Genomic DNA, 26780 nt, shown 5'->3' with positions numbered 1-26780 from the left:
CACACTCTCCCATCATAGAGCAATCATTTCCTACTGAGACTACGGATCAGACCAGTACTCCTTTGTTAAGTCCTTTGCTAGAACGTCGTCATTCGCCGACATTTAGCAAAGGAATACAGCCTGTTCCGTCAAAGCGTTGGGCAATCCACCTGCAATAGACTATTGTTCTTAAACTTCTCTTTGCTTAATCATGGGATGCCGCTGTCATGGTCTATTCGGGATAAGGCCTCGTACTAAGGATGGACGATGCTATTCGAAAGTCTTAGTTCCTGCAGCACGTCATCTCACCTATTTCGGTGCTTACAGGCAACCTCTAGAAATAGCCATCAAGTATCAAGGACCCTCTGACTTGTTGCTTTCAAAGGAGCAGCCCTTCAGTTCCGCTTATTAGACCCCATTCTAATCAAGCAACCATCAAGCAATGCCAGAAGCTTTAAGCTATGCCCTTTCAATGTGTTACGAGGCACATGTTGTTGCGAAAGAGCTACCGGAAAGCAAGCCATCAAGCAATCTCTTCCTTAGCTGTGGAGACTGCCGCCCAGAACGGCAGATAGGTTCGATTCCGCGTTCCAGCCTCTGGATCCCGTACCAGAATCGCCCCGGCCTCAATGGCCTCGTTGAGTAGACGGGAAGCCAGTGCCGCGTTCCTCTCGTCAATCCCAAAGCGCTCCCGGAGCGAGGTGTTGGTCATGGGCTGACGAGTCACATACCGCAAGCAGGCGTGGAGGTAGCACGCGCGCACACGATCCGCCTTCTCCATATCCTTCAACACGCGATGGCCGAAGAGTACAACGCGCATAGACTCGCCCGGTACCTCAAACAACGGTGCAGGAAGTTGGAATAGCTCGATCTGGAACACAACTTTGTCGATGCCACTGCCACGCTCTTCACAGATACCGACCCTTCGCATGAGCGATGCAAGTTTCTCATTCCGCGAACGCGGCGGCTGATCGAGCAGGCGATCGGTTGGAACTAACGGCCGACCAGGGTTCGTGATCTCCATGCGGTCGTCGAACACCTCGATCATCGGCCCCGCGCCCGTGATCGAGAAGTCTTGGTGGATGAGGGCATTCGCGACAACTTCGCGCACGACAAGCGGCGGAAACATTGGTACCGTCTTGCGCAGCGCCTGCTCAATCACCTCATTTGTCGGAAGCACCGCGATAACACTCTGAATAAGCAGTTCAAAGCCCACTGCATAGCCCGATACAATCGACCGCTCCTTCGTTGTGAGGATGCGTCCCTTCCCGGCGTACTGAACGATGCGCACAACCTTCCGTCGAAGGCCATCGAATTTTGACAGATCCTTGGCGAACAGGACTGCTCCAAGATTTGTAATGCTCCACGAGCCACCCTCAGCCCGCTGAACAAGCCCATCGGCTGCTAGTGCAGCAAGAATGCCCGCCTGATCAGACGGAAGCGGAACCTGCAGGAGGTCGAAATACGACGGAAACGCCAGCAGTTGAAGGACATTCTCGCCTGTCAATCGCTGCGCGGCCATGCCGTCCTCAAAGGCGGTGACGGTGAAGCGCTGCCAAAGGACGCGCTCCTTCTCGGGATGGTCCTTGAGCTTCTTCTTGTACGAGCCGACCCGGATATACGCCTCGCCACTGAACCGAACAGGCTGATGCAGCGCGCTGTCGATCTCCAGGAGTACGACACGAGCGCCATCGATCTCACAGGTGTGAAAGCGGAAGGGAATCTGCGGTTGCAGCAGGCGCGTAAGCCAATGTTCCAGATCTTCGTTACCCTGCTTGACTGTCGCGGGCTCAAAGGTAGTGCCCACAACTCTCCTTGTGCCATCCTCGATGCCCCATAAAACGTAGGCCCGAGGCTTATCGAGCAGCGCAGCCGAGTTCGCCAGCGCAGAGATGTATTCGCCGATCTCAACGGGGTTCGAATTGTTGACCTTGAACTCAACCCACTCGGTTTCACGAGGCAGCGTGCGCAGCTCTCGCACTAAGCCGACGAAGTAGTCATTGGAACGATCCGTTGTCACGCCTCGGCCTCCTCGGTCACCGCATCGAGATCAACGTCTCCCGTTTCCTCGTCGCCCTCGGCCAGAGCCTCCGCGTCATCGAGCAGTTCAGGCTCATCAGTTGCTTCCGGCAGCTTGGCCGCCGCTTCTCGCACATCGAGTTTCCCACTGACCACATCAGCGATCAGGCGGGTGCGGTATTCGCGGAGGAGGGCAATCTCCCGATGCGCACGGTTGATGGCTGCGCTACACGCACAAGTTTCATTCTCTACCGCTGCCAATATCACGTTTTGTTCAGGAGGCGGCGGCAGAATCAATCTGAAGTGCTTGAGATCAGCACAAGTCACTGCACCCTTTGTGCTCCCGGAGTCGTCGCTGATTGAACGGAGCTGCGCATAGGAGCCATGCAAGGCCAGCCGTACATATTCAGCAGATGCAATCTTAGCCTTCGGCGTAATGAAAGCCATATGCTGATTGATGGTAGCTTCAATACGAAGTACCGTCGCCTTCCCACGAGTCTTGCCCTGTCCCGTGATGGCCACCAACACGCTTCCGGACGGGACAATGGGAAGATGGCATTCCCGCAAGGCAGTGTCGGTGACAAATTGATCCGACTGCGTGACACTCTCTTGGTTCGCGTATGCGCTATTGAGCCACGGATAGTAACCGCCACTCCAGTAGGCTGAATTACCGCGTGACGGTGTGGACCCGTTGCCAACGCGAGAGAAATGACCAATCTGCCATACCTCCCAATGCTCCGGTACCTCCCCTAGCCATTCGACGCCGGAAGGCTTGAGACGGACATTCGGATCGATCCCGCGGGTAACAGCCCGGTAGATAATGGCCTGCTTCTGCTCCTCCAGGAGCTTGATCAGTTTCTGCTTGGCAAGGATAAAGCGCTTGATACGCCGTTCGGCATGCTCGAGGAAGCCCACGATGGCTACTTGTTCCGAAAGAGGTGGGACGACTGCAGGCACTGCCCCAAAGTCTGGTGTGTACAGGCGGTTAAAGCCACTCCCGATGCCCTTCGAACGCTGCGCGAACTGATCCACAACAGCCGGGGTCTTGAAGAGATGCTCAAAGAACTTCACGTCAGATTTGTCGATCGTACCAAAGATGCTGTAATCAGGGCTTATCACTCCCGTGTAAGTCGAGAGCGCGAACATTCCAGACCACGCCTGCATGCGATTCATCACCAGATCGCCGGGTCGGCAAACCTTGTACTTCGATAGATCCTCGGCACTCGCAATTCGGTTCGAGGCCTCCGCTTGCGGAATGATTCCCTTCGCTCTGGTCAACGAAAGTAGAGCGCCGCTACCGGTGGCGCTACGCTCATCCTTTTCACGGAATAGCGTCTTGATTCGCCGTACCTCCCAATGCTCCGGCACCTTCCCCAGCCACGGCACTCCGGAGTCCTTATAGGCTGGATAAGGCTTGAGGTCGGCGATCACTAAGCTTCTCCGCCACTGTTACGCAGCCGTGATCGACTACCGGCCTTAAATCGTTCTGGTTTGCCCTTCACAAGCTCCAATTCAAATTGACGGCGGTCCAAGACTTCAAGGAATCGCATGACATCATCACCATCGACCCCTAGCTTGCTCTTAGACTCTTTGACCTCGATCCCCATTCTCTTACAGTGCTTCTTTAGCAAACCTTTATCGAGTTGCTTCGTTTCCTTTTGGGCGCGAATAGAGGCCAAGTAACGTGCTGCACGCGGATGCTGGCCAGCGTATTCTGCGATGGTAGCAAAGTCTACGAACTTTAAATCTTGTTTGATTGCCTCAATGTTCGTGGGCACCGCCGCAAGAACTGCTTGTTGGAGCTCACTTACAAACTCGAAGCCGCTTGGTCGAAGGATGTGAAGATTGTGGGCATCAATGAGCAAGTCGAAATCGACATCGAGCTTGAAGACTTTGTCCTCGACGAGTTTCAACGCATCACTTACGAGATGGATCAGCCGACTCTTAAGCACGCCTTTAAATTGCGTCGCCCTTCTCAGCGCAGTGAGACGTCGCTGCTGCCCGTCTGTGAATCGTGCAAAGTAGCAAAATACCTCGGACGGGTTCCCAAGCGCATGACCATCCACGGGTAGATTATTGGCCGTATGCAGATCATGCATGCGTGCTGCGAGCTGATCAGCCAGAGGCAAATACACATGCTCGGAACTTGAATACTTTTCAGAAGGCTCATATTTACTAGGTGACGTGGCCTGTTTCTGCATCGCAGTCCAAGTCGATTGAGACATTTCACGAAGAGCACCCTGCACATTTCCGTCAACGGACACAAAGGCAAAAGCCTGACCGGCTCCATCATCCTGTCCTATTCCGAACTCGGTGATAACGACATTCTGAAAGTCGAAGCTCAGACTCATTCATTTACCTCGAAATAGACCGTGTCACTTAGGCGATAGGCATTGATGTGTTGCTCCGGCGATAAGCCTACTCGACGAGTTATAAGCACCTGGCTTATTTTTCCGCTCAAGGGATTCGCATCCGAGGGTGGGTAGATCGTGAAGACGCGGTACCCAAGGGCAGCGAACAGCACATTCATGTAATGCAGATTAAGATGCCAGAACAGAAAGACGATAAATGCGAGTGCAACCAGCAAGGCCGCTAAGTCCCGCCACGTTGCCAATTCAGCCGCATAAAAGGGTAGCAACATGGAAAATAGATACACAAGAAGGTGATCTCGATGATCCTCAGCCTTACCGACGACGAGTTCCCGTTGTTCTTTTAATCGTTTTGCGGTTGCAATTCGCAACCACAGAAACACGTTAGGCACAACCACCATGAAGGCGCACAAAGCGAAGAGATACGCGTCAGAGATAAGCTTATTGCCGCGAATGGCCCAAAGAATGAACAGCGGAGAAATGCTGCTCAACACCATTAGCAATCTCGCTATCTTCAAGCCCTCGTTGTGCTTGTGCACTGTCATTTGCCCTTTACCCCAATGATTTCACCCAGAAGCCCCTCGGTCTCCTTCTCCAGGGCCAAGATGTCGGCGCGAATCTCCTCCAGCGTACGAAGCGCCTGCGGTTTGTAGAAATAGCGGGTGAAGCTGATCTCGTAACCGGTCTTGACGCTCTCCGCGTCATACCAGGCATCTGGCACGTGGGGAAGCACTTCGCGGCGAAGAAAGGTTTCGATGCCGCCCTCCTCCAGCAGCGGAATCTGCTCCGTATCACGAAGATCGCTATCAGGCTCGTATTCCACGAGACAGGGTTTGCCTTTGATCGTTGTCTCGAACAGTCCTCGCAGCGGATCGGGCTTTGTCTTCCCTGCCTTATAGATCTTGCTGATAACTTCGGCAGCTTTCTCATCTCGCTTCGCCAGTCGGTCCTTGAGTAGTTTCTTCCGTGACGCCGTCAGCTTAATGTTGTGCTTGTCCGCGTCGGCCTCGACCTCATCTATGAAGGCATTGAAATTCAGATGGGGGCCGGGGCCAAGCAAAGCGGCGACACGCTCCACGAGGTTCGCCACAGGAGCTTCTTCCTCTTCCTCGCAGGCAGCTCGAAACACAGCGAGCGACTTTGCATCCAGCTCGACGCGGAGACGCAGCGGCCGTTCGACCGTCACTTTCCAATAGCCGAAGGCCGCGTTGGGGAAAATCTTCGACTGCTCGGTTTCCTTGAAATCTAGAAAGGTTTGGCAGGTCCGCTGGATCTCTTCCTCGGACAACTCGCAGTTCTTTTTGCCGAGGTTTTTACGAAGCGGCTTATACCACTGCGTCGCGTCGATGAGCTGAATCTTGCCCTTGCGATGTTCAGGCTTCCGATTCGTCAAAACCCAGATATAGGTCGCGATGCCGGTGTTGTAGAACATGTTCAGCGGCAGGGCGACGATAGCTTCGAGCCAATCGTTCTCGATGATCCAGCGGCGAATGTTGCTCTCGCCCTGGCCGGCGTCGCCGGTGAACAGCGACGACCCGTTATGCACCTCGGCGATCCGGCTTCCAAGCTTGGTCCTTCGCTTCATCTTCGAGAGCATGTTAGCCAGGAACAACATCTGGCCATCGCTCGACCGGGTAATGAGCGAATATTCAGCATCGCCCGCGTGCTGAATGACAAAGCGCGGGTCCTTAATCCCGTCCTTTCCGCCCAACCGTTCGAGATCGCTCTTCCAGCTCTTTCCATAGGGCGGGTTGGAGAGCATGAAATCGAATTCCCGCGAGAGAAATGCATCATTGGAAAGCGTAGAGAACTCCGGCCCTCCGACAATATTATCCGCCGCGTCGCCTTCTCCCTTGAGCAATAGGTCGGCCTTCGCGATGGCGTAGGTTTCGGCATTGATCTCCTGGCCGTAGAGATGCGTGGCAACCTTCTTCTTGTGCTCTGTCGCCAGTTGTTGCAGCGTCTCTTCCGCGACCGTCAACATGCCACCGGTCCCGCAGGCGCCGTCGTAGAGCAGATAGGTGCCCGATTCGATCTTGCTCGCGATCGGCAGGAAGATCAGCTTCGCCATGAGCTTCACGGCGTCGCGCGGTGTCCAGTGTTCCCCAGCCTCTTCATTATTCTCTTCGTTAAAGCGCCGGACCAGCTCCTCGAAAATTGTCCCCATCGCGTGATTGTCGAGGCCTGGATGCTTGACTGAACCATCGTTGTTCTTGACGGCATTGGGACTGAGATTGATGTCCGGTGAGAGGAATTTATTGATCAGTGTGCCGAGTACATCGGCTTTGGAGAGACGCGGAATCTGATTACGAAACTCGAACTTTTCTAGGATATCTAGGACATTCGGCGAAAAGCCATCCAGGTAGGCCTCGAAGTCGGCCTTGAGCTGCTGCTGACTCGCTCGCGCCTTGAGGTCGCGAAGTGTGAACTTCGAGGTATTATAGAAAGCTTGGCCCGCTGCCTGCCTGAGCGCCTGGTCTTGATGGACAATCTTTGCTTTGTCTAGCGACTTTTTCATGTCGAGCACGGCTTGCTTCGTAGGCTCAAGCAAGGCATCAAGACGGCGAAGAACCGTCATCGGCAGGATAACGTCCCTGTACTTGCCACGCACATACAGGTCACGCAATATATCGTCCGCGATCCCCCAAATGAAGTTCGCTATCCAGTTCAGATCCCCGTTGCTCATATCCTTAGTACGCTCCAAAGCTTCTCTATTTTTGCCGCCGAAGAATACCCCTTTCCCTGCGAGAAATCACGCAAGGTATGGATGGGTAGATCAGTGCATGCGGGCCGCTTGCCTATGGGCGAAGTCCAACGGCATACTATTCGTCACAGGTAGCCATCCAGCGGCCTGGAGGTACAGGCGAGCCTAAGGCTGTGGTCTTGTGGCCAAGGCTGATGAAATTTTCTCTTGAGCTCGAAATATGTATGACGGCACTCTTGGCTTGGTACGAATGGAGGGCAATGGAGGTGGTAGTAAAAACCCTACTGTCTATATAGACGGTCCCTTTCGTAAGTGCTGGAAAAACCTACGAGTTGATGCAAGGACGATAACGATTAAGTCATTGAAAATATTACATTTAAGGTGCCTTGCCAAGGCGAGGGTCGAGGGTTCAAATCCCTTTTCCCGCTCCATATAGTTCTGGAAATTCTTCCACCCTTCCTATTGAGTTCGACTCTTTCGCCCATGTGCGCATTCTGCTGGTAAGACCTATGGGTGTTGAGGTCTCTTTCGAAGATATCCTGCGAGCAAGGGAAACGCTCCACAACGTTTCTCTCATCACACCAGTCAAGACAAATGTAGAACTTGATGCCTTGGCGTCCGCTACCGTCTTTCTGAAATGCGAGACGGCTCAACGGACAGGATCTTTCAAGTTTCGCGGAGCCTACTACGCAACGTCGGAAATAGCAGCAACGGGCCTTGACCGGACAGTGGCTACTATTTCCTCGGGAAATCACGGACAAGGCCTTGCTTTAGCAGCCTCGCTACTTAACCTTTCCGCATACGTGATTGTCCCGAAACCGTATGTACCGAGAAAGCAGCAGGCCATCGCTCAGCATGGCGCTCACGTGATCGTGGTCGAAGATCGTGCAGCCGCAGAGCAGATTCTTCATGAGACGCTTTCCCAGCGGAAGGCCCGGCAAATCCATGCATTCAATGATCCTCAGGTCATTGCAGGCCAAGGAACCATCATGCTGGAGCTACTTCAACAGGTCAGCGATCTGGATGTCGTGCTGGGACCAGTAGGAGGAGGAGGGCTCCTATCGGGTCTTTGCATAGCGGCCCACCATCTCAATCCACGCTTGTTGCTATATGCCTGCGAGCCGCTCGGAGCGGCAGATGCTATTGAATCGCTTCGTCAAAACGAGGTTGTGCCAATGACCACCCCCCGCACGGTAGCGGACGGTCTTCGGACGAGTCTTGGCAGTCGAACGCTCCCCATCTTGCACCGACATCTTACGGATGTGTTTCTGGTATCCGAAAATGAGATTCTGGATGCAATGAGGTTCTCACAGGAAACTCTCAAGCTAGCCATAGAGCCATCAAGCGCTGTGGCTTTAGCTCCCCTGCTTCGGCGGGAACCGGCACTCGTCGGCCGGCGCGTTGGAGTGATCCTGACTGGGGGGAATGTGGATCTGGATTCATTCTGGCCATCCGTCACCCGTGCATGAAATCGTGCGCAGGATGGATCAGAGTACTATTTTGATGGAGGGTCGAGGAGCGCCAGCTGCCTCAAGCTGTGATAGGCCAAATCGATTTCTTGCTGGGTTAGAATCGCCTTCCCGAATCGACCTCGGCAATACAACTCCGTAATCATCGACACAGATTCAGCTGCGGCTGCCCATTGATTCCCAACGACTAGCGAGAATTCTCTTGGAGTCGTATGCTCCGCCTTTACGATACCGTAGCGGGCAATCTGCTTCAGGACATTACGATAGATCTGCGAAATGACGGCATGATGGCCAGGCCTCGTATTGGAGGACCTCCACCGGCTCCAAGGTTTTCGCTGCACCAGCCATATCGCCAACCCCAGCCCGAGTACGACAAAACTCAGAAATCCTACCATGAGGCGCACGTTTCCTTCGGCGACGCGACTGAGAAGCTGCCCTGCAAGGTCTCCGACCGGCGCCAAAAAAGAAGACACCGAGCTCCAGGCTCGATCGCGGACGACTGTCGTCCCTTCCTTGAGACCCCGCACCACAGCCAACTGATCGGCCGCGTTGTACTGCACAAAGAAGCGGTTCCAACGCAGGCGGAGCGTATCGATCACCCGGCTCGCGGCAAACCACTGTGAATCTCCGACAGGCTCGCTGACGGCCGGAGTGGGATCCATTGTGACCCAGCCGGAATTGGGTAGATGGACCTCTACCCACGCATGGGCGTCCCGCTGCCGTACCAGATAGTAGTTGCCGTACTCGTTCCACTCAGTCGCAAGAAATCCCGTGACCAGCCGTGCAGGGACTCCCACGTTACGCAACAGCACGACCATGGCCGTCGCATAATGTTCGCAGTATCCGGTTTTCCGTTCAAACAGAAACTCTTCGAGCGGACGCGTTTGCTTAACGGGAGAAATGTCGAGGCTGTATCGATAATTTCTGGAGAGATACGCCTCAATCGCCTGAGCCTTCTCATACGCGCTGGTTTTTGATCCCGTGATCTCTCGAGCCAATGCCTCAACACGTTCGGACGATTCAGGAAGTTGTAAAAAATGTTGCGAGAACACCTCCGTGTACAGGGCGGGCTGAAATTGAAGATCGGCGGGCACAACCGTTGCGGGCCGAGAATGCACGGTATACTCGATACGCGACGAGGTCGGAAACGGGAGATAGATGGCGCCGGTCGGATCGGACTGTATCGCGAGAAATTGTCCGCTGACGGATTCAGGATAGGGGGCAGCAAAGAGCACGGCCGTATCGAGCGCTTCGAGCAGAATAGTTTGGCGAATGAACTGACCGAGCGGACGGGGCGAACGCGAAGAGCCATGCCGAACCGTAAATGTTCCGGCCGGCGATTCAGCCAACGCCCGGCGATGCGACAGGCGAGTGGTCCACGACTTGCCATCGTATCGGTCATATGCCATCCCCCGCAAATAGAAGCGGTCGGACTGCAGCCCCGTTCGGTCCGGAAGCTCTACCCGCATCACAATTCCTGGATCCCGCTTAATGGGACCGATCATGCCAAGGTCGACGGTTTCAGAGAACCCCGAGGTACGGAGGCCTTCCCCAGACCCTTTTTGACCAAACCCGGCACTCACACGGGGAATCGTAAAGAAGATCAGCACAGTAAGACACAAAGCACCGACGGCGAGGCCGTTTGCCAGCCAGAATAACTCAGAGGTGATCTGCTGCCGTCCTCTGGGAGTGATCGCCACCCCCTCTGACAGACTCGGCATATTATGCCCCGGATCGGCTTCCTTAGTGAGCTGGTAGAGCAACAGCGTCCAGACACCCATCAGGAGGTACGCAAGAAAGACCGGCAGGTACCAGAGGTCTGTCGTCGAGGCGGCGGACCCCAGAATCGCCATGAGACTGATGGCATAGAGATGAAGGTAGTCTCGCCGCTGATCCAAGTTGAAGAGCTTGACGACCATCAGAATCATGAGAAAGTGCACGCCGGCAGCAAGAAGGTCGGCGGAAATCCATGCCAAATCCACCCAAAACCCGGCGAATGCCATCACAGTCAGAACATTCCACGCGGTAGTCGACAGTCGTATTCGGGCAAGCACGTGGCGAAGGCGATCCACATCAAGGGCGCGAAGGAGGGTGACGATCAGAGACACACCGGTGAGGAGCAGCAACCATTCGGGCAAATTCGTCCCAAGCGCCAGTCCGATAAACGCGGCTGCGGCAAGCAACACGGAAGACAAGCGCAACGCCTGATTAAACGGCATGCTGCCTACCTTGGATCACCGACTCCGACACAATGCCATCGGCTCTCACCCCGTGGAAAACTTTCCTGGCCTCTCCCCACGGCACAAGCACAATGGTGGCTCCCCCTTCAGGATCATACGCACCCTTATCAGGGGACGCCTGACTCTCACGTCCATCAGGGCTCGATCGTTCACAAAGCGCCAATGATTCCATGAGCCGTAAAAGATGGGCTTCACCTTGACCGAACGGAGATGACACCCCTCCGACAACCAGACGGACCTGATAGCCCCTGGCTCCGAAATCCTGCGCCATCGACGCAGTGAGCGACACGGCGTCCTCAAACAGGCGTTCATGGCTGAGCGGAGCCAGTAGAGAGAGCATGAGCGTGACACGCCGCTGATCCTCTGCCTCCGTTTCTCGAACCATGAGTTTCGAGGTACGGGCCGTGGAGAGCCAATGAATCGAGCGCGAATCATCACCCGCATGATATTGGCGCAGATTATAGAGATCGCTTCCGTGCCCTTTTCGCGGCAGGCTCAAATCCTGACCAAACAACGCTATTTCCTGCAGGAATGTACTCTCGACCGGACGAACGGCTGGGGCCACCACAACCGATCCATCAAGCGGGTAGTACGCCTTTTTGAGGAAGAGCCCGAACGGAAACGACGTCCCGACACGAACTCCGTCAAAGCGTAACCGCCCTCGCCTGGTTGCAATCAGAGGGTAGGACAAAATCTGACTGGCTCCGGGCATCAATTGCCACAGGGTGAGGCCGCGATCGATCTCTTGCTCACCCGTGACATCCCAGAGATGCAGGGAAAAACTCGGCAGACGAGTTTTACGGTTGGCCACCACCACCGTCGCCGTCATCGGTTCTCCGGCATACACAAGCTCGGGAAGGTGCCGGTGAAATTCCAATCGACGAAGACAGGACTCCGCCATGATGCCGGACATCAGGATGATGCTCAGCATCATGGCGAGGAGCAGGTAGAAGAGATTATTGCCGGTGTTAATCGCGGCGACCGCGACCGCGAGGGTGAAGAAGAGAAACCGCGTGCCCTCTGTTGTCACTCGCGTCGAACGCCGCCGCATGAGATGCCTGAAGAGACGACGAACGATGGAGAGCATATCGCCAGTATTCCGGGTAAGCGGGAATGTACACCGTCGTTAGACTGGAACGGGGACGGACTCGACCAGATCCTGAATAATCTGCTCCGACTGTTCAAAGCTGCGATGGCGCAGGCCCTGCGAGCGACTCACCATAATGCGATGAGACAGCACCGCAGGGGCCAGCTCTTTGATGTCGTCCGGCAGGCAATAGGCTCGGCCCCGCACAAAGGCCAGCGCCTTGGCCGCCCGACAGAGCGCCAACGCTCCGCGCGTGCTGACTCCCAGCGACAGCAAATCCGACTGTCGAGTCGCCAACACGATCGCCAGAAGATAGTCCATGAGACTCTCTTCCATCAGTACATCATCAACCTGTTGTTGTAGCGCGAGGACATCCTGGCCCGTGGCAACTGGCTGTAGCGCCTCGGCCGGGTGAAGCGATTGTGGCCGCTCAAGCACCTTGCGCTCTTCCTCGGGGGACGGATAGCCGATCTGCACCCGCATTAAGAAGCGGTCGAGCTGGGATTCCGGCAAGGGAAATGTGCCGTGATACTCAGCGGGGTTCTGGGTGGCAATGACCATGAATGGTTGGTGAAGGGGACAGGTCTGGTTGTCGACCGAGATCTGGGCTTCACTCATGGCCTCCAACAAACTACTTTGCGTCTTGGGCGTCGTTCGATTGATCTCGTCGGCCAGCACGATATTCGCGAAGATCGGTCCCGGTACAAATTCAAATCCCTGCTTTTGCCGATTGAAGATGGAGACACCCACAATGTCGGACGGAAGCAGATCGCTGGTAAATTGGATGCGCTTGAAGGAACAGTCCAACGAGCGAGCCAGACTATGGGCCAATGTCGTTTTCCCGACGCCTGGCACATCTTCGAGCAACAGGTGTCCACGAGCCAGAAGCGCCACGACGGTCAGCTCGATGACTCTGGATTTGCCCTTAATCACGCGCGCGATATTCTCCTGAATAGAGGAAACGAGTTGTGTAGATTTCATGAGATTGAATCGCCGTTCCTATTGGGATGGAGGTTCTGGCAAGACACGACGAAAGTCTAACAAAGGGTCTACAGGCGGTCAATTTTTCATCGGTATCTTGCGGAAGGGCTGCAGCAAGCGCCCACGGAAGAGTGGCTATGGCCGGAGATCGTCTGGGACGAGCGTGAGAAACCAGGGCGGACTTTCTTCGCGCATATGCATGAATTGACGAGCGGTACTACTGGCGGGGACACCAGGAAACACGGCTCCTCGCCGGATCCACACATCCCGAAATCCACACGTAGTCTGGACAGTCTGAGTCACCTCACTCGCAGGAAGGCGGGAACGCAGGACGCCGAGTTGGGCGAGTGAGACGGTGTCTCCCAACTTCAGTTGCATCAGACGTTGATAGATATCACCAAATACGACGGGGAGGCTCTCCTGACTAAACGGCTGATTCTGGGGACGGTAGCGGGACTCTTCGAGTAATTGCGCCAGGATCTCCCAGAATACCTGGGAGTCCACCGCACCCAATACCCCAACTAGTGCGCGGCGGGCCAAGAGGCTCAGAAGGGCCACTGGCCCGCGAATGTCAAATTTCCATGCAGGGAAGATTAGGGCTCGTTTCCCGTGCTGTACTTCGAGGGCCGATTCGCCCTCATAGCGCACATGCCGAAATGCACCCTTGCTCCGCCGAAGATCTTCCTGGATGACCGCCTCAGAGAGTCGCGTCGGCTCATAGGCAAACGTCGGGGTCGCGGGAGCCCAGCAGGTGACCAGGGTATACCGTGGCGCCAAATGACCGGCCTCATCCAATTTGTGAAGATCGAACATGTCCTGATTGCCGTAAAAACGAAAGGTCAGGCCCGGTCTCGCTTGTAGTTGGGCAATCCGGTCTCGTCCCGGATGCAGTGGCCCGCCCAGTTTTGAGCGAGGATCCAGGCGATCCACCGCATGCAGGACCAGCTCCTGTTGATGAGTGTGAAGCGTAGGAAGGTAGTGATCGACCAGCTCACCCGCAAATGAAAGATCGCCGGCACCCAGATCGAGCACGGTGGCGACAGGCGTCGTGAGCAGGAGATCGAACGGATTGGTCATCGATTGAAGCGCGCGCGCCACTTCCTCACTGGGAAGATCTGCGGTGGGCCATTTCGAAGCTCGGCCCTGAACGAGACCAAAATAGAGGCACAGTGAGCGGAACGCTTTCGACGGCGGGTATCCGGTTAGACCCTTGAGTGCTGCGCCATCAAGATCCTGAACACGGCGGGCCTGGCCTCGTCCCAACACATGAGCCAGCGCGGTTTTCACCTGATGGGGCATTGAAGCCGTCTGAGACTGCTGCGCCAATTGTCCAATAATCGACGGAAATACAGCAGGCTCCAGGAGACGCCTGGAAGCCTCCCACTTCTCCCCAGAATCACAAACAGCACGATTCACGGCTCGACGAAACTCTGCAATGACGTTGCTCTCAGACATATTCAAGACCGTGGATGCATCGCATGACAGACCTCTCACGTTCACTCTGGAACAGGGAGGATAGTAGTCCGGTTCTTCTCCCGTCAAGACAACAGGCTTGTCGCAACAGACTGGCTGTGTTAGGAAATGCCTATGACTCCTTTCGTTGCCCGCCGTCTTACAACCTCTCGTCTCCTCCCTCTCTTGCTGCTGGTCATCGGCTGCGTTGTTGTCACGGCCTGTGCCGGCGGCACCTCTACGATTCCTGCAAATTCCCCCGTCTCATCCTGGCACGCAGGTCGCGTGATTGATGTAAAAACGGGGCAATCGATCGATCTCCCTACATTCCTTATAAGGCTCACGCGGTCTGACATCGTCTACCTCGGAGAAGAGCACTACAACCGACACCATATTGACGCCGCATTAACCGTCCTGCAAACGTTGCTGTCGAACGGCAGGCGTCCGGTGCTCACGATGGAGATGTTCGGATGGGACGGGCAACCTGCGCTGAATGAATACCTCGCCACACCCGGTCTGGACCGGCAGGCATTTCTTGATCAAAGCCGCTGGAAGCAAAACTGGGGCGGCGCCTTTGATAACTACGAGCCATTGGTCAACTTTTCCCGCGAGCACCGGATCATGCTCCAGGCCATGAATCCTCCCAAGCCACTAATCCGCCAGGTCGTGAAAATCGGCCTTGATGAAGCTCGAAAGGGACAGGACTGGGTTGAATGGGGAATGGATCGTGAGGACATTGTCGATGACCAGGCCTACCGCCTCAGGATTTTGGATCAGCTGAAACGCTGTCATGGTGGGGGGAGCGACGAGGACTATGTCAGAATGTACGAAGCTTCTATGGTGCGCGACGAAGGCATGGCCAAAACGGTGGCGGCGGCACTTCTCACCGCTCGCCAAAGGCCTCAGGACCACGCTGTGATTCTCAGTTATACGGGTGGCGGACACATTCAATATAATCTGCCCATCCCGAAACGCGTCGCACGTCGCATGGACGGGCCGATCGCCCAAGTAACGGTGTACATGGCCTCCTTCGATCACACACGCATTGAGGACATCCAGGATCTCGTCCACGACGGCATCGCAGATTTTGTATGGCTCACCCCCATCAGCCAGCAGGGCCCGCCACAGCGCTGCCGGTAGCATCCGGATTCCGGCTAGAACCCGCGGCCTGCGAGCAAAACCGCGCACGGCTTGACAGTGCCGAACCAGAGAGGCAGACTGCTTCCACATCGAGGATGAGACTCTATGGCCACCATGCGAAACAAAATTCCCTGCAGCGCCGACCGACTCGGTCTTCTGGACCCCCAGATGATCAAGGCAGTGGTCGAAACTTCCGCCTTCCAGATCGGCCATCAATACTTGTCCGAGAATCGGGTTCGCATCGTGGAAGCCGACGACGCGCAGATTTCTTCCGCGGTCATCGGTAACTCAGGGCTTTATGAACAAACCATCCGGTTGAAAGACGGGCACTTAATTTCAAAATGTTCCTGTACCCTTCCCGAAGAACCGATTTGCCGCCACTGCATTGCTGTCTTGCTCGAATACCATCGGTGGTCCCAGCCGCGACAGTCCCGAAAGACCAAGGACATTCCAAGAGACGTCAAGGCAGCCACGCAATCTGAACCTCCGATTAATGGAAACGGAACATCGACAATGGGCCAAAGCTCATCAACCGACGTCAAGCTCAGCGAAGTCATGGTGTTTGTAGAGTGGCTGCAGCCTGCGATGAAGGCGATTGAACAGGTCCAATCGATGCCTCTGCCTCCCCAGATCGCTCCTGGGGAAGTTGCGAACTGGATCCAGACTATCCGTAATCTGGAGGATCGCCGCCGGGATAGCGAAGAGGTCCAGCTGAAGCTGGAATCGGACATGCGGGATCGGGAGGCGTATGTGGCCCGATTAAGTCAGCAACTCCAGGCTTCCGCTGCGGAAGCGAAGGCGGCTCAGGCAACCACACAAACGCTCCAGCAGGAAATCGCAACCTACAAAGTCGTCTTGAGCAAAGTCGCTGAACTTTCAGGAGAAGTCAGCCGCTATGACGGTCAGCTGAAGTCGATGGCACAAGATTTTATCAGTAAGGGTACCCAGCTCGATCGCTTGGCCGGCTCTTGCAAGCAGGTTGCAGAAGCTCTCAACTCCATCGCTAAACAATCGACTCCGCGATAACGTCGCTCGCACAAGCCGCCGATCATCCCCCTCGTAAGTTTATGCGCAAGGATCTTGCGCAGCTCCATACCTTTTTTGTAAACTGCGTTCCTCATTTTCGATATAGCCTTGAGGGAGGAATGATCATGGTGAAGAGATTACTGGAAACGGGAAGCGTGGCTCTCGCGGTCGTACTCACAGTCGCACCGCAGGTCCTGGCGAATGAGGCGCATGGTGACGGCCCCCCAGATTACAGCGGCATTACCGGTTTGTATTATGTCATGATCGGGGGAATTCTGGCGTACGGTGTGTACGACACATTCCTGAAGAAGTCGTAGTCTCTCCCTAGTGTCCGGTTGACAATAGACTCCTGCCTGGCTGAGAAATCGGCGAGGCAGGGGTTTACTTGCTTGCCCCGTTTTTCATCTTCCCCCTGTCTTTCAGAATAGGCAACAGTCTCCCAAACATCATTTCCACAATCGCGCGATAGCCACGGGCTGTCGGGTGAATGCCATCAGCCTGGTTTAACGTAGTGGTGGCCGCCACTCCTTCCAGAAAAAATGGGATGAGCGGCAGGCGATAGCGCGTCGCCAGGTCGGGATACAGGCGTTCGAATGCTGAACGGTAGTCGTTGCCGTAATTGGGGGGAAGTTTCATGCCGGTCAGGATCACTTGCGTGCCGGATTGCTGCAGCTGCTGAATGATGTGCTCGAGATTGGCTTTCGTCTCTTCCACTCGCAGTCCTCTCAGACCGTCATTGGCTCCTAATTCAAGAATCACGATTTCCGGCTTGCCCCGCAAGATCCATGGCACACGGCGCAGACCACCCGCAGTCGTCTCTCCGCTCACACCAGCGTTGATGACCCGATATCGCAGCCCGATCGCATCCAATCGCCGTTGCAACTCTGCCGGATAGGTTTCATCCGCGGCAACGCCGAGTCCGGCGGTCAGACTGTCCCCAAACGCCACGATCCTGGGTCGATCATCGACGGATGGCAGCCCCGCAGCCCGAGCGAGAGGGAGCACGGCGAACAATCCGGTCAGAAGAAACCAGCCAACACACGCGCCTACCCCAAGTGTTCGCAATTTCAACCGACGTTCCATATGCGTACAGTATAATACCATCTTGCGGTCAGCCCCGAGATGAGGAAGGAAATCGCCGATCCATGATTCGCATCACCCAACTGTCAATGAGCCTCGCAGCCGGAGGACGAGCGGTTCCCATACTGGACAATATCTCGTTGGAGATTCCAGACAAACAAATGGTCGCGATCGTCGGACCATCAGGAAGCGGGAAGTCGACGCTCCTCGGATTGATGGCCGGCCTTGATCGTCCGACCGCAGGCTCGATCATGGTAGATGAGGCGGAGCTAACGACGATGTCCGAAAGCGCCCTGGCCAGGTTCAGACGCGCGAAGATCGGCTACATTTTCCAATCGTTCCATCTCATCCCCACACTCACGGCCCTGGAGAATGTCACCGTTCCCCTCGAACTGAGCGGCGAGCGGGGAGGCGATACGCGTGCGGCGGAATTATTGGCCTCCGTGGGACTGACCGACCGCCTCGATCATTATCCCGTACAACTATCCGGCGGAGAACAGCAGCGCGTCGCTGTCGCCCGGGCCTTTGCCTGCCGCCCACCATTCTTATTTGCCGATGAACCGACCGGCAATTTAGATAGCGCGACAGGAGTACAGGTGATCGACCTCCTCCTGGCCATGCATCGAGATTATGGCACCACCCTGGTCCTCGTCACGCACGACCAAGGCTTGGCCGGTGGAATGCAACGAATCGTCGCGTTGCGCGATGGCCGCATCGAATCCGACCAACTGACGGCTCCCATTCCGTGAACACCTTCATCCTAAAACTGGCGTGGCGGGAAACTCGCGCAGCCTGGCGGCATTTTTTTTATTTCCTCACCAGTATCGCGGTGGGAGTGGGCGCCCTTGTGGGAGTCTCACTATTTTCCGCCCATCTTGAGCAGGCCGTCACAAAGGAAGCCCGCGGCTTACTCGGCGGGGACCTTGAAGTTCGCCTCTCCCGACAGATGAGTCAAACAGGCCTCACAGTTCTCACTTCCCTGACAGATCGAGAGATTGCGATGACTCACGTGAGCGAGTTGATCGGCATGGCCGCTCACGTTCCCGGCACACAATCCGTGGGCCAATCGTCACAAATCATTGAACTCAAGGCGGTGGACACGCTCTATCCATTTTACGGGACTCTTCGTGTGGAACCGGATCGCCCGCTGTGGGAACTGTTGCAACTCCAATCAGCCGGTTGCCCAGGACAGCCTTGCTGGGGCGCCGTTGTTCAGGAGTCGCTTCTCATTCGAATGGGATTGACGCTGGGCCAATCACTCACCCTCGGCCAGGCCACCTTCCGTATAACCGGGATCGTGCGCACCGAGCCGGACCGCATGGCGAATGCCTTCAGCTTGGGCCCTCGCGTGTTGATTGCCCAGGGCGGACTCCGCGCCACGGAACTGGTGAAACTCGGCAGTCGTGTACGCGAACGCTATCTGTTAAAAACCCCGGCCGCCACTAAGATTGATCCGCTCCTCTACGAATTGCGGAGCCGCTTGGCGGCGGATTCCGCACGCGTATCGACGTATCGGGATGCACAACCGCAACTGAAACAATTTCTGGAACAATTGACACGGTATCTCGGGCTCATCGGACTGACCGCCTTGTTTGTCGGCGGCATCGGCGTCGCCACCTCCGTGCGCGCGTTCCTTCGAGAAAAGCTGGCAACCATCGCCATCCTGAAAACCGTCGGGGCCGATTCTCCGACCATCATTCGAACCTATGCGACCCAGGCCCTCCTCTTGGGACTGACCGGAAGCATCGCAGGGCTGGCGCTCGGGATCAGTTTAGAACAGGCCGTACCGTGGATGCTGTCTTCGTGGTTCGCCTCAGACATGCTGGGGCAAATCGGTTTTACATCGGGACTCTCGCTGCCTTCACTCCTCCCGCTGGGCAAAGGCCTGGCCCTCGGCCTGCTCACCACGTTGCTCTTTACTTTGTGGCCGTTGCTGGCCATTCGAGCCGTCAAACCGGTCGCGCTGTTGCGGCGTGACACGCTTGCGGCGGACCCATCCTCGACCTCGACCGATCGGACATGGCGCCAACACATCGCGCGACTTGATCGAACGAAACTGCTCACCGCCGGGGTGATCGCCGCAGGACTCGCCCTGCTGTCCATGTGGCAAGCCGGAACGTGGAAAATTGGGCTGCTCTTCATGGCAGCCTTCTTGCTCGCACTCGCACTGTTAGGAAGCGCCGCCTGGCTTGTGATCAGGACACTGGCGGTGGTGGCCCGTCCTAAGCGTCTGGCCGTTCGCCATGCGATCGGCAACATTGTTCGGCCGGGGAGTCAGGCCGTCAGCATGACCATCGCCATCGGCATTGGGGTGATGGTGATCGTCACCGTCGCACTGGTTGAACGAGCCTTGCTCCGACAGATCGGCGAGAGCCGGCCAGCGGATGCCCCAACGTTTTTCTTCATTGATATTCAACCGGACCAGGTGGACGGCATCTCCCGTCTGCTCCGTGACCGGGTAGGACCCCACCCACCAAGTCTGACTCCCCTGGTTCGCTCACGGCTCGTGGCCGTGAACGGCCAACCGATCAAGACCGAAGCCGTATCCGAGGAAGAGGAACGGACCGTCCAAGCGGCCGACAAGGAGCAGCGCCGGAAGACCTGGTACCTTACCAGAGAATATGTACTGACCTTCTTGGATCAGCTCCCGAAGGACAACGTCATCGTAAAAGGCCGGTGGTGGACACCTGGACAGACCTTTCCCATACCCCGGGTCTCGGTCGAGGAGGAAGCAGCAAAGGCCATAGGGCTGGATGTCGGACAGACGGTCGAGCTGGATATTCAGGGCACATCACTGGTCGCAGAGGTTAGCAGCATTCGCAAAGTAGAGTGGGGCAACTTCTCCACCAACTTCTACATGGTCCTGTCGCCCGGCGCGCTGGATGGGGCGCCTCTCACCTATGTCGCGACGGTCCGGGTGCCGCCTTCCGACGAAGTATCGTTGCAACAGGCAATCGTCGCCGGATTTCCTAACGTGACGGCGATCAATATCGGCGATGTCCTCGATAGTTTCGCCCGGGTCCTCGATCGCCTGTCTCTGGCCATTCGAGCCGTCGCGTTCTTCTGCGTACTCACCGGAGGGCTCGTCATGGGAGCGGCCCTCGCGGCAACCCGGTATCGCCGCCTCTATGAATCGGCGGTGTTGAAAGCCTTGGGCGCCACACGGGGGTTGCTCGTCGGATCGTTCGCTATGGAATATCTGGTGCTGGGAATCGTGGGCGGCGCGATCGGCGTCGGATTAGCCAGCGCCTTGTCCTGGGCGCTCCTTCGATGGGTCTTCGAACTCGGCTGGACGCTGCATCCACACGTGTTGCTCATCGGGCTGGGGCTCACAATGGCCCTTACGCTTCTCGTGGGGTTCCTCAGCACCTATCGCCTGCTGGGGCAACGACCGCTGTCCGTCCTCAGATACGAGTGAGTCGCGCACGTGTTAAGGATGCACGCTGATCTCTCAGCGGGGGAGGGCAGGTTCCGGCAACCAGAGATCCAGAATGCTGCGGATACGACGTTGGTCCTGCCGATGCAGTTGGATAAATCGCAGGCCGAGTTCTCCTTGGGACGAAAACCGGACAATCGCCTCCTCCACCGTGATGGGGAAAGACACGCTGGAGTGCTGAAATTCTAGCACCACCCGTGTCCCCGGAACCACCGGACGCTCACAGCGAATCCGGCAGCCGCGAATCGACAAGTCCTGGATAATTCCTTCCTCCCCCAGCTGATGCGGTAATGCATGGAGAGGCTTCAGCCACACGGGAAAATCGACCGCCACTCGATCGAAGTTGCGGCGGGGATTGGAGGCAACTCGGCCGAGGAAAGAACGAAACCGCCGGGCACACAGCTGACAGCGGAACGGATAGATCGTCACATAACCAAAGAGCCTGTCCGTGAACGACCGGCGGGCGGCGAGTCGAGTTTTTGTGGTACCGCAGAACGGGCACGCCACCAGCCTCATGGAACCACCCTTCTGTCCCGTGACGAGTGGTCACCATCGTACGCGTGCGTGCGCTCCTTCGGCTACCCCCTAAAAGTACAAGGTGCCAGGCGTGACCACATCGATGCCGCAAACCTAAAGAACCGGCTCGGCCAACGGCGTGACATCAGGAGTGCAACAATTCGCGCAAGCTCCGACGCTCTCGTTCGCGGAAGGTCACGGCGATCCGCAGCTGCTCCAGATATTGGTCCAATGTTTTTCCGCCGAGATCGATTTTGCGGGAGAGGAAGAACTCCCGCACATCCTGTTCAAGATCAGCAGTGGCGAGGGCGACGATACCGCTCCACCTGCGACGCAACCCGCGGTAGCACCTTCGTAGACCCAGAAGGACATTTGCCGTAAGTCCTACCAGGGTTGCGTCACCTGATGCAGGGTAAGGGCGTTGCCCTCGGAGTCCAGAATCACGGCGAGGCGGCAAACAGGTGTGGAGAGTGGTTCGAGTTTCACCCGCACCCCCTTCGCTCGAAACTGTTCGATCACGTCATCGACGTTCTGCACTTCGAAGGCGATGCTGCCGCCTGCATCGGCACTGGGGGCTCCTCCTTCTTTCAAGTTGGTGAGAGCGAACGTCCCCCCATCAAGATCGTATTCGACCCATTCGAACTCGTGCGACTCGCGGCGAGCCAGGCGAAGGCCGAGGACCTCCTCATAAAACCGTCGGGCCCGAGGCATGTCCGTGACAGGGTACACCGTGAAGGCGATGTGCTTGATCATGAATCCGCTCCGGGTTGTTGTGATCGGAGATAGGTCTGCAATTCGTCGCATTCTCGTTCGCGGAAGGTCACGGCGATCCGCAGCTGCTCTAAATACTGTTCCAGCGTTTTTCCGCCCAGATCGATCTTGCGGGAATGAAAGAATTCGCGCACGTCCTGTTCAAGTTCAGGAGTGGCCAATGCGACAACACCGCCGCACATACGCCGGAGGCCTTGCTTCGGAAAGAGCCGGTCCATCTGGTCCCAGTTTGTTTTCACAAATTCCCAGGCTTGTTCACGCCCGTACACATTCCCCAACACAGCACTAACCACAAACGGCGCATCCTGAATCCGAATCTCACCGTTGATCGTACGGGCGAGGGTACGCGCAAGCAACGCCGGGACTTGAAAAGCCGCGAGCGCAAAGAGATAGCGCCGCTCCTCTTGCGGCGTCGTGGCACTTCGTGAGCGATCGAGAAACTCGTTGTAGCGCACCTCGTCACCGGTGTGGGCCAGGATGGAGACGAGCGCAGGGACGATATTCGGATCAACTCGCGAAGGATCTGTGCTGTACAGCCGGTACTGTTCCGCTGCTTGCGCGTGAGTAGCCGGGTCGTTGCCGAGTTTTCCCAATGCGCCGATGAGCTCCCCTCGCAACTGCTTGACCAATTCGTCCTCGCCAGGCTTCGGCTGCCACGTGAGTTCTGTCACGGCAGGCAGAAGACGCGCACGAACGAAGGCTTCCAGGACTGGCCGATCTTCAGCCGCGATGACGCGGTTCAAGAATGAAAGTGAGTCGAGGATGACGGCCCACACATTCTTATCCCGCTCACCTGTGAACCGGCTGGTCAGGTACAAATAATCGGACAATGGAGTGAGCCCTGAGACCGTCGTCGCCCAAACATCGCTGGCCAGATTGAATCGCTCGCTCGGCGCGAGGCGATCGACTCCGGCTTCCAGAATCCGCTGAAGCAATGGGGATTCGTATCGCACTCGATAGAATCCGTGCCCTGCTTCGTTCGCGAACAGATGCTGGACTCCTTTCGGAAGGCTCACGTGCATCTCGCGATCCGTCAAGAGCAGCCGGCGATGTTCGGTGGTGCCGCCGGAGGTGATCCGGAGAGGCACGGGAATCTGCCATCGCTGTTCGGTCGATTCCGGAGATGCGAGGTAGGTAAATCGCTGCTGAGAGAGTATGAGTTCCGTCTCACTCCGCTGGCGTACCGTCACGAGGGGATAGCCCGGCTGAAAAATCCAGCCGTCCATGAGTTCGGGAACCGCCTGCTTCGCCGCCTGTCCCAACGCCACCCACAGATCATTGGTGTCGGCATTGCCGTATGCATGGGCGCGGAGATACTGACGCACGCCCTCGCGAAAGACAGCCGGCCCGATATGCTGCTCAAGCATGCGAAGGACGGAGGCGCCTTTTTCGTAGGTCAGCACGTCGAACATCGCATCGGCATCTTTGGGAGCGCGAACGGGATACTCGATCGAACGCGTGCTCAGCAGGCCGTCCACGGAGAAGGCCGCGGCTCGCGAGACACCGAACGCGTCCCAGCGTTTCCACTCGGGCTTCCAGGCATCCACCGCCAGCATTTCCATAAACGTGGCGAAGGCTTCGTTCAGCCAGAGCCCGTTCCACCAGGACATGGTCACGAGATCACCGAACCACATATGGGCGTTCTCATGGGCGACGACATCGGCCACTCGCTCCCGCTCCGCATGCGTGCCGGACCGCTCATCCACAAGTAAAGCGGTTTCCCGAAATGTAATGGCGCCGAGATTTTCCATCGCCCCGGAGGCGAAGTCTGGAATGGCGAGAAGATCGAGCTTATCTCCCGGATAGGGGATCCCGTAGTAGTCTTCAAAGAACGTCAGCGAAGCCGCAGCGATTTCATGACCGAACCGCGTGAGGGGCTGTTTCCCAGGAACGGTCCAAAGGCGAAGCGGCGTCTTGCCGACGAACACCGGTTTGGTCGCTTCGAGTTGCCCGACGATGAAGGCGACAAGATAGGTGGACATCTTCATGCTGTCGGCAAACCGCATGACTCTTTTGCCGGATTGAACCGAGTCGGACGCGACGGAGGTGTTCGAAACCGCCGTGAGACTCGGATCGATGAACAGAGTTGTGGCGAACACAGCTTTAAAGTCAGGCTCATCCCAGCAGGGGAAGGCTCGTCGTGCATCGGTCGCTTCAAACTGCGTGGCCGCCATAGTGTGGGGCGTCCCGGACTGATCTTTATACGTACTGCGATAGAATCCGCGCAGGTGGTCGTTCAACGTTCCTTGAAATACCAGTGTCAGATGCGCGTCGCCTACGGAAACAGGACGGGGAAACGTCAGCCGACAACGCTGCATCGCCTGATCGAGCTCGATCATCGCGTCAAGTCGATCGCCCGCCTTTCCGGTAAGCGTCGCGGATGAAATGGTCAGATCGACGGCATTCAGGATGACTATGCTGGTTGATTGCGTCACGGTCAGGGCAATGGTCACGACACCGGAGAATGTCGCGCTGGTGAGGTCCGGCTCCAGCCGTAGCTCGTAGTGATGCGGAAGCACATGCCTGGGTAAGCGATAGGGATCGAGACTGCCGAGCGTATCATCGGTGGTCATATCTTCGCCTTTCGGTCGTGCTGCCGTGGTTGCCGCATATGCCTGAAAAAGTGTTGGAAGAACTGTGTACGCGACTGGAAGAGCCAAAACGACGCGGGCCTCTCCGGCCAGGCGCGTAAGCAGATAACGTCTGCCGACGGGTTCACTCATCTCCCGGGTGCGTGATGGATCTGAACACCGTGAGGGGACCCGACGATCAACATACTGGTTCGATCAATGAACAGACCGGTTTCGACAATGCCAGGGATCTGATTCAATGCGATTTCAAGGTCCTTTGGATGATGAATCCGCGCAATATGCACGTCCACAATCAGGTTCCCTGCTTCAGTTCTGAACGGAACGCCGTTTTTCTCCCTGAGTACCACTCGACTTTTGGTCAGGGACTCGATCTCACGTGCCGTACTCCCCCAACCAAATGGAATGATTTCGATCGGGAGGGGGAATGATCCTCCCAACACGGGGACTTGCTTCGTGTAATCCACCAACACAATGAACTGCTTGGCCGAAGCCGCCACAATCTTTTCTTTTAACAGCGCGCCACCGCCGCCCTTGATCAGGTTGAAACCTGGATCAACCTGATCGGCGCCATCGATCGCCACATCGATCTCCCAACGGTTGTCGGTATCGATCAAGATGATGCCCGCCTCTTTGGCCAGCGCCGCGGTTTCATGCGATGTGGGAACCCCGCGCAGCTTCATTCCAGCTCGAACCCTTTCACCAAGCGCGATAACCATATGCTTAGCCGTTGAGCCGGTCCCGAGCCCCACGACCATCCCGTCTTGAACAAACTCGACCGCTTGCAAGGCGGCGGCTTTTTTCAGTCTATCGAGATCGAGTTGTGTCGTCATGGCGTCGGCCCCTGAGATAGCGCGGCGGCGACTGATGCGGCGCCAAGCAGGGCAGTCTGTTGGTTCATCACAACTCTTACCGGCATGTTGCTCAGCAAGCGCTTGTACCGGCCTTTGTTGATAAAGGCTTTCATGAATGTGCCATCCTGGAGCTTTTTGATCAGCTTCGGGGCCATCCCACCGGCCACATACACACCGTCGAGCGATAACGCTTTGAGCGCCAGATTGCCAGCCTCCGCGCCGTAGATAGACGCAAACAAATCTAACGTCTGCTTGGCAATGTCGGCCTGGCCCTTCAGGCCAGCCTCGGCAATTTCGGCAGCCGGATCACCGGCTTTAATCTTTTCCGCAAGCCACGTCGGTTCATTCTTTTTCGTGTCACGAACATATTCGTAGATCGCATTCAGCCCGGGGCCTGAAAGAATTCGCTCATAACTGACGTGGAGGAATTGGCTGCGCAGGTAGCGCAGCAGTTCGATCTCGTAGTCGTTGTTCGGAGCGAAGTCGGCATGGCCGCCTTCCGACGGCATCGGACGATAGGACTTGCCGTCCCAGAAGAGAATCGCCTCGCCGAGCCCGGTCCCGGCCGCGATGAGCGCCAGTGCCTGGCGTTTTTTCGGAGGATTGCCGGGATTGAGCACCTCCAGTTCATCAGGCCGTAAGAGTAGGATCCCGTAGGCGGTCGCCTCAAGATCGTTGAGCAGTTGCACGCGGGGAATATCGAATCGTTTGGCTATCGCCGCCCCATCCACCACCCACGGCAAGTTGGTCGTCCGGGAGTGATTTTCGATCACCGGGCCGGCAACCCCAAAGCAGGCCGCAGTGAGCTTGATGGGTTCTTCCGGAAGGGATTCCACCTCCGTCTCTTCCTCACTGGACGCCGCGACTTCGATATCGTCCAACAGCATCGGCGGCTTCGGCGGTGTGAGAAATTCTTCCAGAATCTCCTCGAGTGATTTGTAGTCGGCACTATGAAAGGTCTCGAGCCTCACCGGTTCCACCCGCTCGGCGGGCCAATCATAGAGGGCTAGATTCGTCTTGGTTCCACCGATATCGCCTGCCAGAATCATCGTCAGTCCTTCTCGTCTGT

At 56.6% G+C, this 26780-nt stretch carries 22 protein-coding genes; 6 read left to right on the top strand and 16 right to left on the bottom strand.

What is annotated here, in order from left to right; all coding sequences use genetic code 11:
• Window positions 1–502 precede the first annotated feature (502 nt).
• Genes Q8N04_19285 through Q8N04_19265 form a run of 5 tightly spaced genes read right to left on the bottom strand, consistent with a single transcriptional unit; the run spans window position 503 to window position 7053 of the window.
• Window positions 503–1999, bottom strand: a complete 1497-nt coding sequence (locus Q8N04_19285; protein ID MDP3092824.1) for an ATP-binding protein — start codon at window positions 1997–1999, stop codon at window positions 503–505.
• Complete coding sequence (locus Q8N04_19280) at window positions 1996–3429, bottom strand: restriction endonuclease subunit S (protein ID MDP3092823.1); 1434 nt, start codon at window positions 3427–3429, stop codon at window positions 1996–1998. Before Q8N04_19280 ends, Q8N04_19285 begins: the two co-directional genes overlap by 4 nt.
• Window positions 3429–4349 (bottom strand): DUF4868 domain-containing protein, encoded by a 921-nt coding sequence (locus tag Q8N04_19275; GenBank protein ID MDP3092822.1) that lies wholly within the window; start codon window positions 4347–4349, stop codon window positions 3429–3431. The genes Q8N04_19280 and Q8N04_19275 overlap by 1 nt, the downstream gene beginning before the upstream one ends.
• Window positions 4346–4864, bottom strand: a complete 519-nt coding sequence (locus Q8N04_19270; protein ID MDP3092821.1) for a hypothetical protein — start codon at window positions 4862–4864, stop codon at window positions 4346–4348. Before Q8N04_19270 ends, Q8N04_19275 begins: the two co-directional genes overlap by 4 nt.
• 44 nt (window positions 4865–4908) lie before the next feature.
• Window positions 4909–7053 carry a class I SAM-dependent DNA methyltransferase gene (locus Q8N04_19265; protein ID MDP3092820.1) on the bottom strand — a complete coding sequence of 715 codons (2145 nt, stop codon included), beginning with the start codon at window positions 7051–7053 and terminating at the stop codon, window positions 4909–4911.
• A 527-nt stretch (window positions 7054–7580) separates the two neighbouring features.
• Between Q8N04_19265 and Q8N04_19260 the strand changes: the two genes are divergently transcribed.
• A complete protein-coding gene (locus Q8N04_19260; GenBank protein ID MDP3092819.1) occupies window positions 7581–8540 on the top strand; it encodes a pyridoxal-phosphate dependent enzyme in 960 nt (319 codons plus the stop codon).
• A 26-nt stretch (window positions 8541–8566) separates the two neighbouring features.
• Here the strand turns inward: Q8N04_19260 and Q8N04_19255 are convergent, their stop codons facing one another.
• From Q8N04_19255 to Q8N04_19240, 4 genes are all read right to left on the bottom strand, one after another.
• The gene (locus Q8N04_19255) at window positions 8567–10759 is read right to left on the bottom strand and encodes a DUF3488 and transglutaminase-like domain-containing protein (GenBank protein MDP3092818.1); all 2193 of its coding nucleotides are present in this window, start codon (window positions 10757–10759) and stop codon (window positions 8567–8569) included.
• Complete coding sequence (locus tag Q8N04_19250) at window positions 10749–11867, bottom strand: DUF58 domain-containing protein (GenBank protein MDP3092817.1); 1119 nt, start codon at window positions 11865–11867, stop codon at window positions 10749–10751. Before Q8N04_19250 ends, Q8N04_19255 begins: the two co-directional genes overlap by 11 nt.
• A 39-nt stretch (window positions 11868–11906) precedes the next feature.
• Window positions 11907–12848, bottom strand: a complete 942-nt coding sequence (locus tag Q8N04_19245) for a MoxR family ATPase (GenBank protein ID MDP3092816.1) — start codon at window positions 12846–12848, stop codon at window positions 11907–11909.
• A gap of 135 nt (window positions 12849–12983) precedes the next feature.
• Window positions 12984–14303 (bottom strand): hypothetical protein, encoded by a 1320-nt coding sequence (locus Q8N04_19240; GenBank protein MDP3092815.1) that lies wholly within the window; start codon window positions 14301–14303, stop codon window positions 12984–12986.
• Between the two features lie 132 nt (window positions 14304–14435).
• Between Q8N04_19240 and Q8N04_19235 the strand changes: the two genes are divergently transcribed.
• The 3 genes from Q8N04_19235 (at window position 14436) to Q8N04_19225 (ending at window position 16783) form a co-directional block, all read left to right on the top strand.
• Window positions 14436–15440 (top strand): ChaN family lipoprotein, encoded by a 1005-nt coding sequence (locus Q8N04_19235; protein MDP3092814.1) that lies wholly within the window; start codon window positions 14436–14438, stop codon window positions 15438–15440.
• Window positions 15441–15545: 105 nt separating this feature from the next.
• The gene (locus Q8N04_19230) at window positions 15546–16466 is read left to right on the top strand and encodes a hypothetical protein (protein ID MDP3092813.1); all 921 of its coding nucleotides are present in this window, start codon (window positions 15546–15548) and stop codon (window positions 16464–16466) included.
• 125 nt (window positions 16467–16591) lie between these two features.
• On the top strand, window positions 16592–16783 hold the full coding sequence (locus Q8N04_19225) for a hypothetical protein (protein MDP3092812.1): 192 nt from the start codon (window positions 16592–16594) through the stop codon (window positions 16781–16783).
• A gap of 64 nt (window positions 16784–16847) precedes the next feature.
• Here the strand turns inward: Q8N04_19225 and Q8N04_19220 are convergent, their stop codons facing one another.
• Entirely contained in the window at window positions 16848–17537 is a 690-nt protein-coding gene (locus tag Q8N04_19220) for an arylesterase (GenBank protein MDP3092811.1), read from the bottom strand.
• Window positions 17538–17611: 74 nt separating this feature from the next.
• Here Q8N04_19220 and Q8N04_19215 point away from each other — a divergent pair, with 74 nt between their 5' ends.
• Both Q8N04_19215 and Q8N04_19210 read left to right on the top strand, forming a co-directional pair.
• A complete protein-coding gene (locus Q8N04_19215; protein ID MDP3092810.1) occupies window positions 17612–18295 on the top strand; it encodes an ABC transporter ATP-binding protein in 684 nt (227 codons plus the stop codon).
• The gene (locus tag Q8N04_19210) at window positions 18292–20964 is read left to right on the top strand and encodes an FtsX-like permease family protein (protein ID MDP3092809.1); all 2673 of its coding nucleotides are present in this window, start codon (window positions 18292–18294) and stop codon (window positions 20962–20964) included. The genes Q8N04_19215 and Q8N04_19210 overlap by 4 nt, the downstream gene beginning before the upstream one ends.
• Window positions 20965–20997: 33 nt before the next feature.
• On the opposite strand, the gene Q8N04_19205 is transcribed toward Q8N04_19210, so the two are convergent.
• From Q8N04_19205 to glk, 6 genes are all read right to left on the bottom strand, one after another.
• Window positions 20998–21498, bottom strand: coding sequence for a PilZ domain-containing protein (locus tag Q8N04_19205; protein ID MDP3092808.1), 501 nt, complete (start codon window positions 21496–21498; stop codon window positions 20998–21000).
• 145 nt (window positions 21499–21643) lie between these two features.
• Window positions 21644–21835 (bottom strand): hypothetical protein, encoded by a 192-nt coding sequence (locus tag Q8N04_19200; GenBank protein ID MDP3092807.1) that lies wholly within the window; start codon window positions 21833–21835, stop codon window positions 21644–21646.
• Between the two features lie 47 nt (window positions 21836–21882).
• On the bottom strand, window positions 21883–22251 hold the full coding sequence (locus tag Q8N04_19195; protein ID MDP3092806.1) for a VOC family protein: 369 nt from the start codon (window positions 22249–22251) through the stop codon (window positions 21883–21885).
• Complete coding sequence (locus Q8N04_19190) at window positions 22248–24842, bottom strand: M1 family metallopeptidase (GenBank protein ID MDP3092805.1); 2595 nt, start codon at window positions 24840–24842, stop codon at window positions 22248–22250. Before Q8N04_19190 ends, Q8N04_19195 begins: the two co-directional genes overlap by 4 nt.
• 146 nt (window positions 24843–24988) lie before the next feature.
• On the bottom strand, window positions 24989–25690 hold the full coding sequence (rpiA, locus tag Q8N04_19185; GenBank protein ID MDP3092804.1) for a ribose-5-phosphate isomerase RpiA: 702 nt from the start codon (window positions 25688–25690) through the stop codon (window positions 24989–24991).
• The gene (gene glk, locus Q8N04_19180) at window positions 25687–26760 is read right to left on the bottom strand and encodes a glucokinase (GenBank protein MDP3092803.1); all 1074 of its coding nucleotides are present in this window, start codon (window positions 26758–26760) and stop codon (window positions 25687–25689) included. Before glk ends, rpiA begins: the two co-directional genes overlap by 4 nt.
• Window positions 26761–26780 lie beyond the last annotated feature (20 nt).

It is taken from the genome of Nitrospira sp. (genome assembly GCA_030692565.1).
Taxonomy (GTDB): Bacteria; Nitrospirota; Nitrospiria; order Nitrospirales; family Nitrospiraceae; genus Nitrospira_D.
The sequence above is the reverse complement of the archived record's forward strand: the minus strand, read 5'-3'. Positions and strand labels throughout refer to the sequence as shown.

Excerpts from the sequence above, each read along its gene's own strand:
- Q8N04_19275 (MDP3092822.1), bottom strand. The coding sequence starts at position 4,349 with ATGAGTCTGAGCTTCGACTTTCAGAATGTCGTTATCACCGAGTTCGGA.
- Q8N04_19270 (MDP3092821.1), bottom strand. The coding sequence starts at position 4,864 with ATGGTGTTGAGCAGCATTTCTCCGCTGTTCATTCTTTGGGCCATTCGC.
- Q8N04_19265 (MDP3092820.1), bottom strand. The coding sequence starts at position 7,053 with ATGAGCAACGGGGATCTGAACTGGATAGCGAACTTCATTTGGGGGATC.
- Q8N04_19260 (MDP3092819.1), top strand. The coding sequence starts at position 7,581 with ATGGGTGTTGAGGTCTCTTTCGAAGATATCCTGCGAGCAAGGGAAACG.
- Q8N04_19255 (MDP3092818.1), bottom strand. The coding sequence starts at position 10,759 with ATGCCGTTTAATCAGGCGTTGCGCTTGTCTTCCGTGTTGCTTGCCGCA.
- Q8N04_19250 (MDP3092817.1), bottom strand. The coding sequence starts at position 11,867 with ATGCTCTCCATCGTTCGTCGTCTCTTCAGGCATCTCATGCGGCGGCGT.
- Q8N04_19245 (MDP3092816.1), bottom strand. The coding sequence starts at position 12,848 with ATGAAATCTACACAACTCGTTTCCTCTATTCAGGAGAATATCGCGCGC.
- Q8N04_19240 (MDP3092815.1), bottom strand. The coding sequence starts at position 14,303 with ATGTCTGAGAGCAACGTCATTGCAGAGTTTCGTCGAGCCGTGAATCGT.
- Q8N04_19235 (MDP3092814.1), top strand. The coding sequence starts at position 14,436 with ATGACTCCTTTCGTTGCCCGCCGTCTTACAACCTCTCGTCTCCTCCCT.
- Q8N04_19230 (MDP3092813.1), top strand. The coding sequence starts at position 15,546 with ATGGCCACCATGCGAAACAAAATTCCCTGCAGCGCCGACCGACTCGGT.
- Q8N04_19225 (MDP3092812.1), top strand. The coding sequence starts at position 16,592 with ATGGTGAAGAGATTACTGGAAACGGGAAGCGTGGCTCTCGCGGTCGTA.
- Q8N04_19215 (MDP3092810.1), top strand. The coding sequence starts at position 17,612 with ATGATTCGCATCACCCAACTGTCAATGAGCCTCGCAGCCGGAGGACGA.
- Q8N04_19205 (MDP3092808.1), bottom strand. The coding sequence starts at position 21,498 with ATGAGGCTGGTGGCGTGCCCGTTCTGCGGTACCACAAAAACTCGACTC.
- Q8N04_19195 (MDP3092806.1), bottom strand. The coding sequence starts at position 22,251 with ATGATCAAGCACATCGCCTTCACGGTGTACCCTGTCACGGACATGCCT.
- Q8N04_19190 (MDP3092805.1), bottom strand. The coding sequence starts at position 24,842 with ATGACCACCGATGATACGCTCGGCAGTCTCGATCCCTATCGCTTACCC.
- rpiA (MDP3092804.1), bottom strand. The coding sequence starts at position 25,690 with ATGACGACACAACTCGATCTCGATAGACTGAAAAAAGCCGCCGCCTTG.
- glk (MDP3092803.1), bottom strand. The coding sequence starts at position 26,760 with ATGATTCTGGCAGGCGATATCGGTGGAACCAAGACGAATCTAGCCCTC.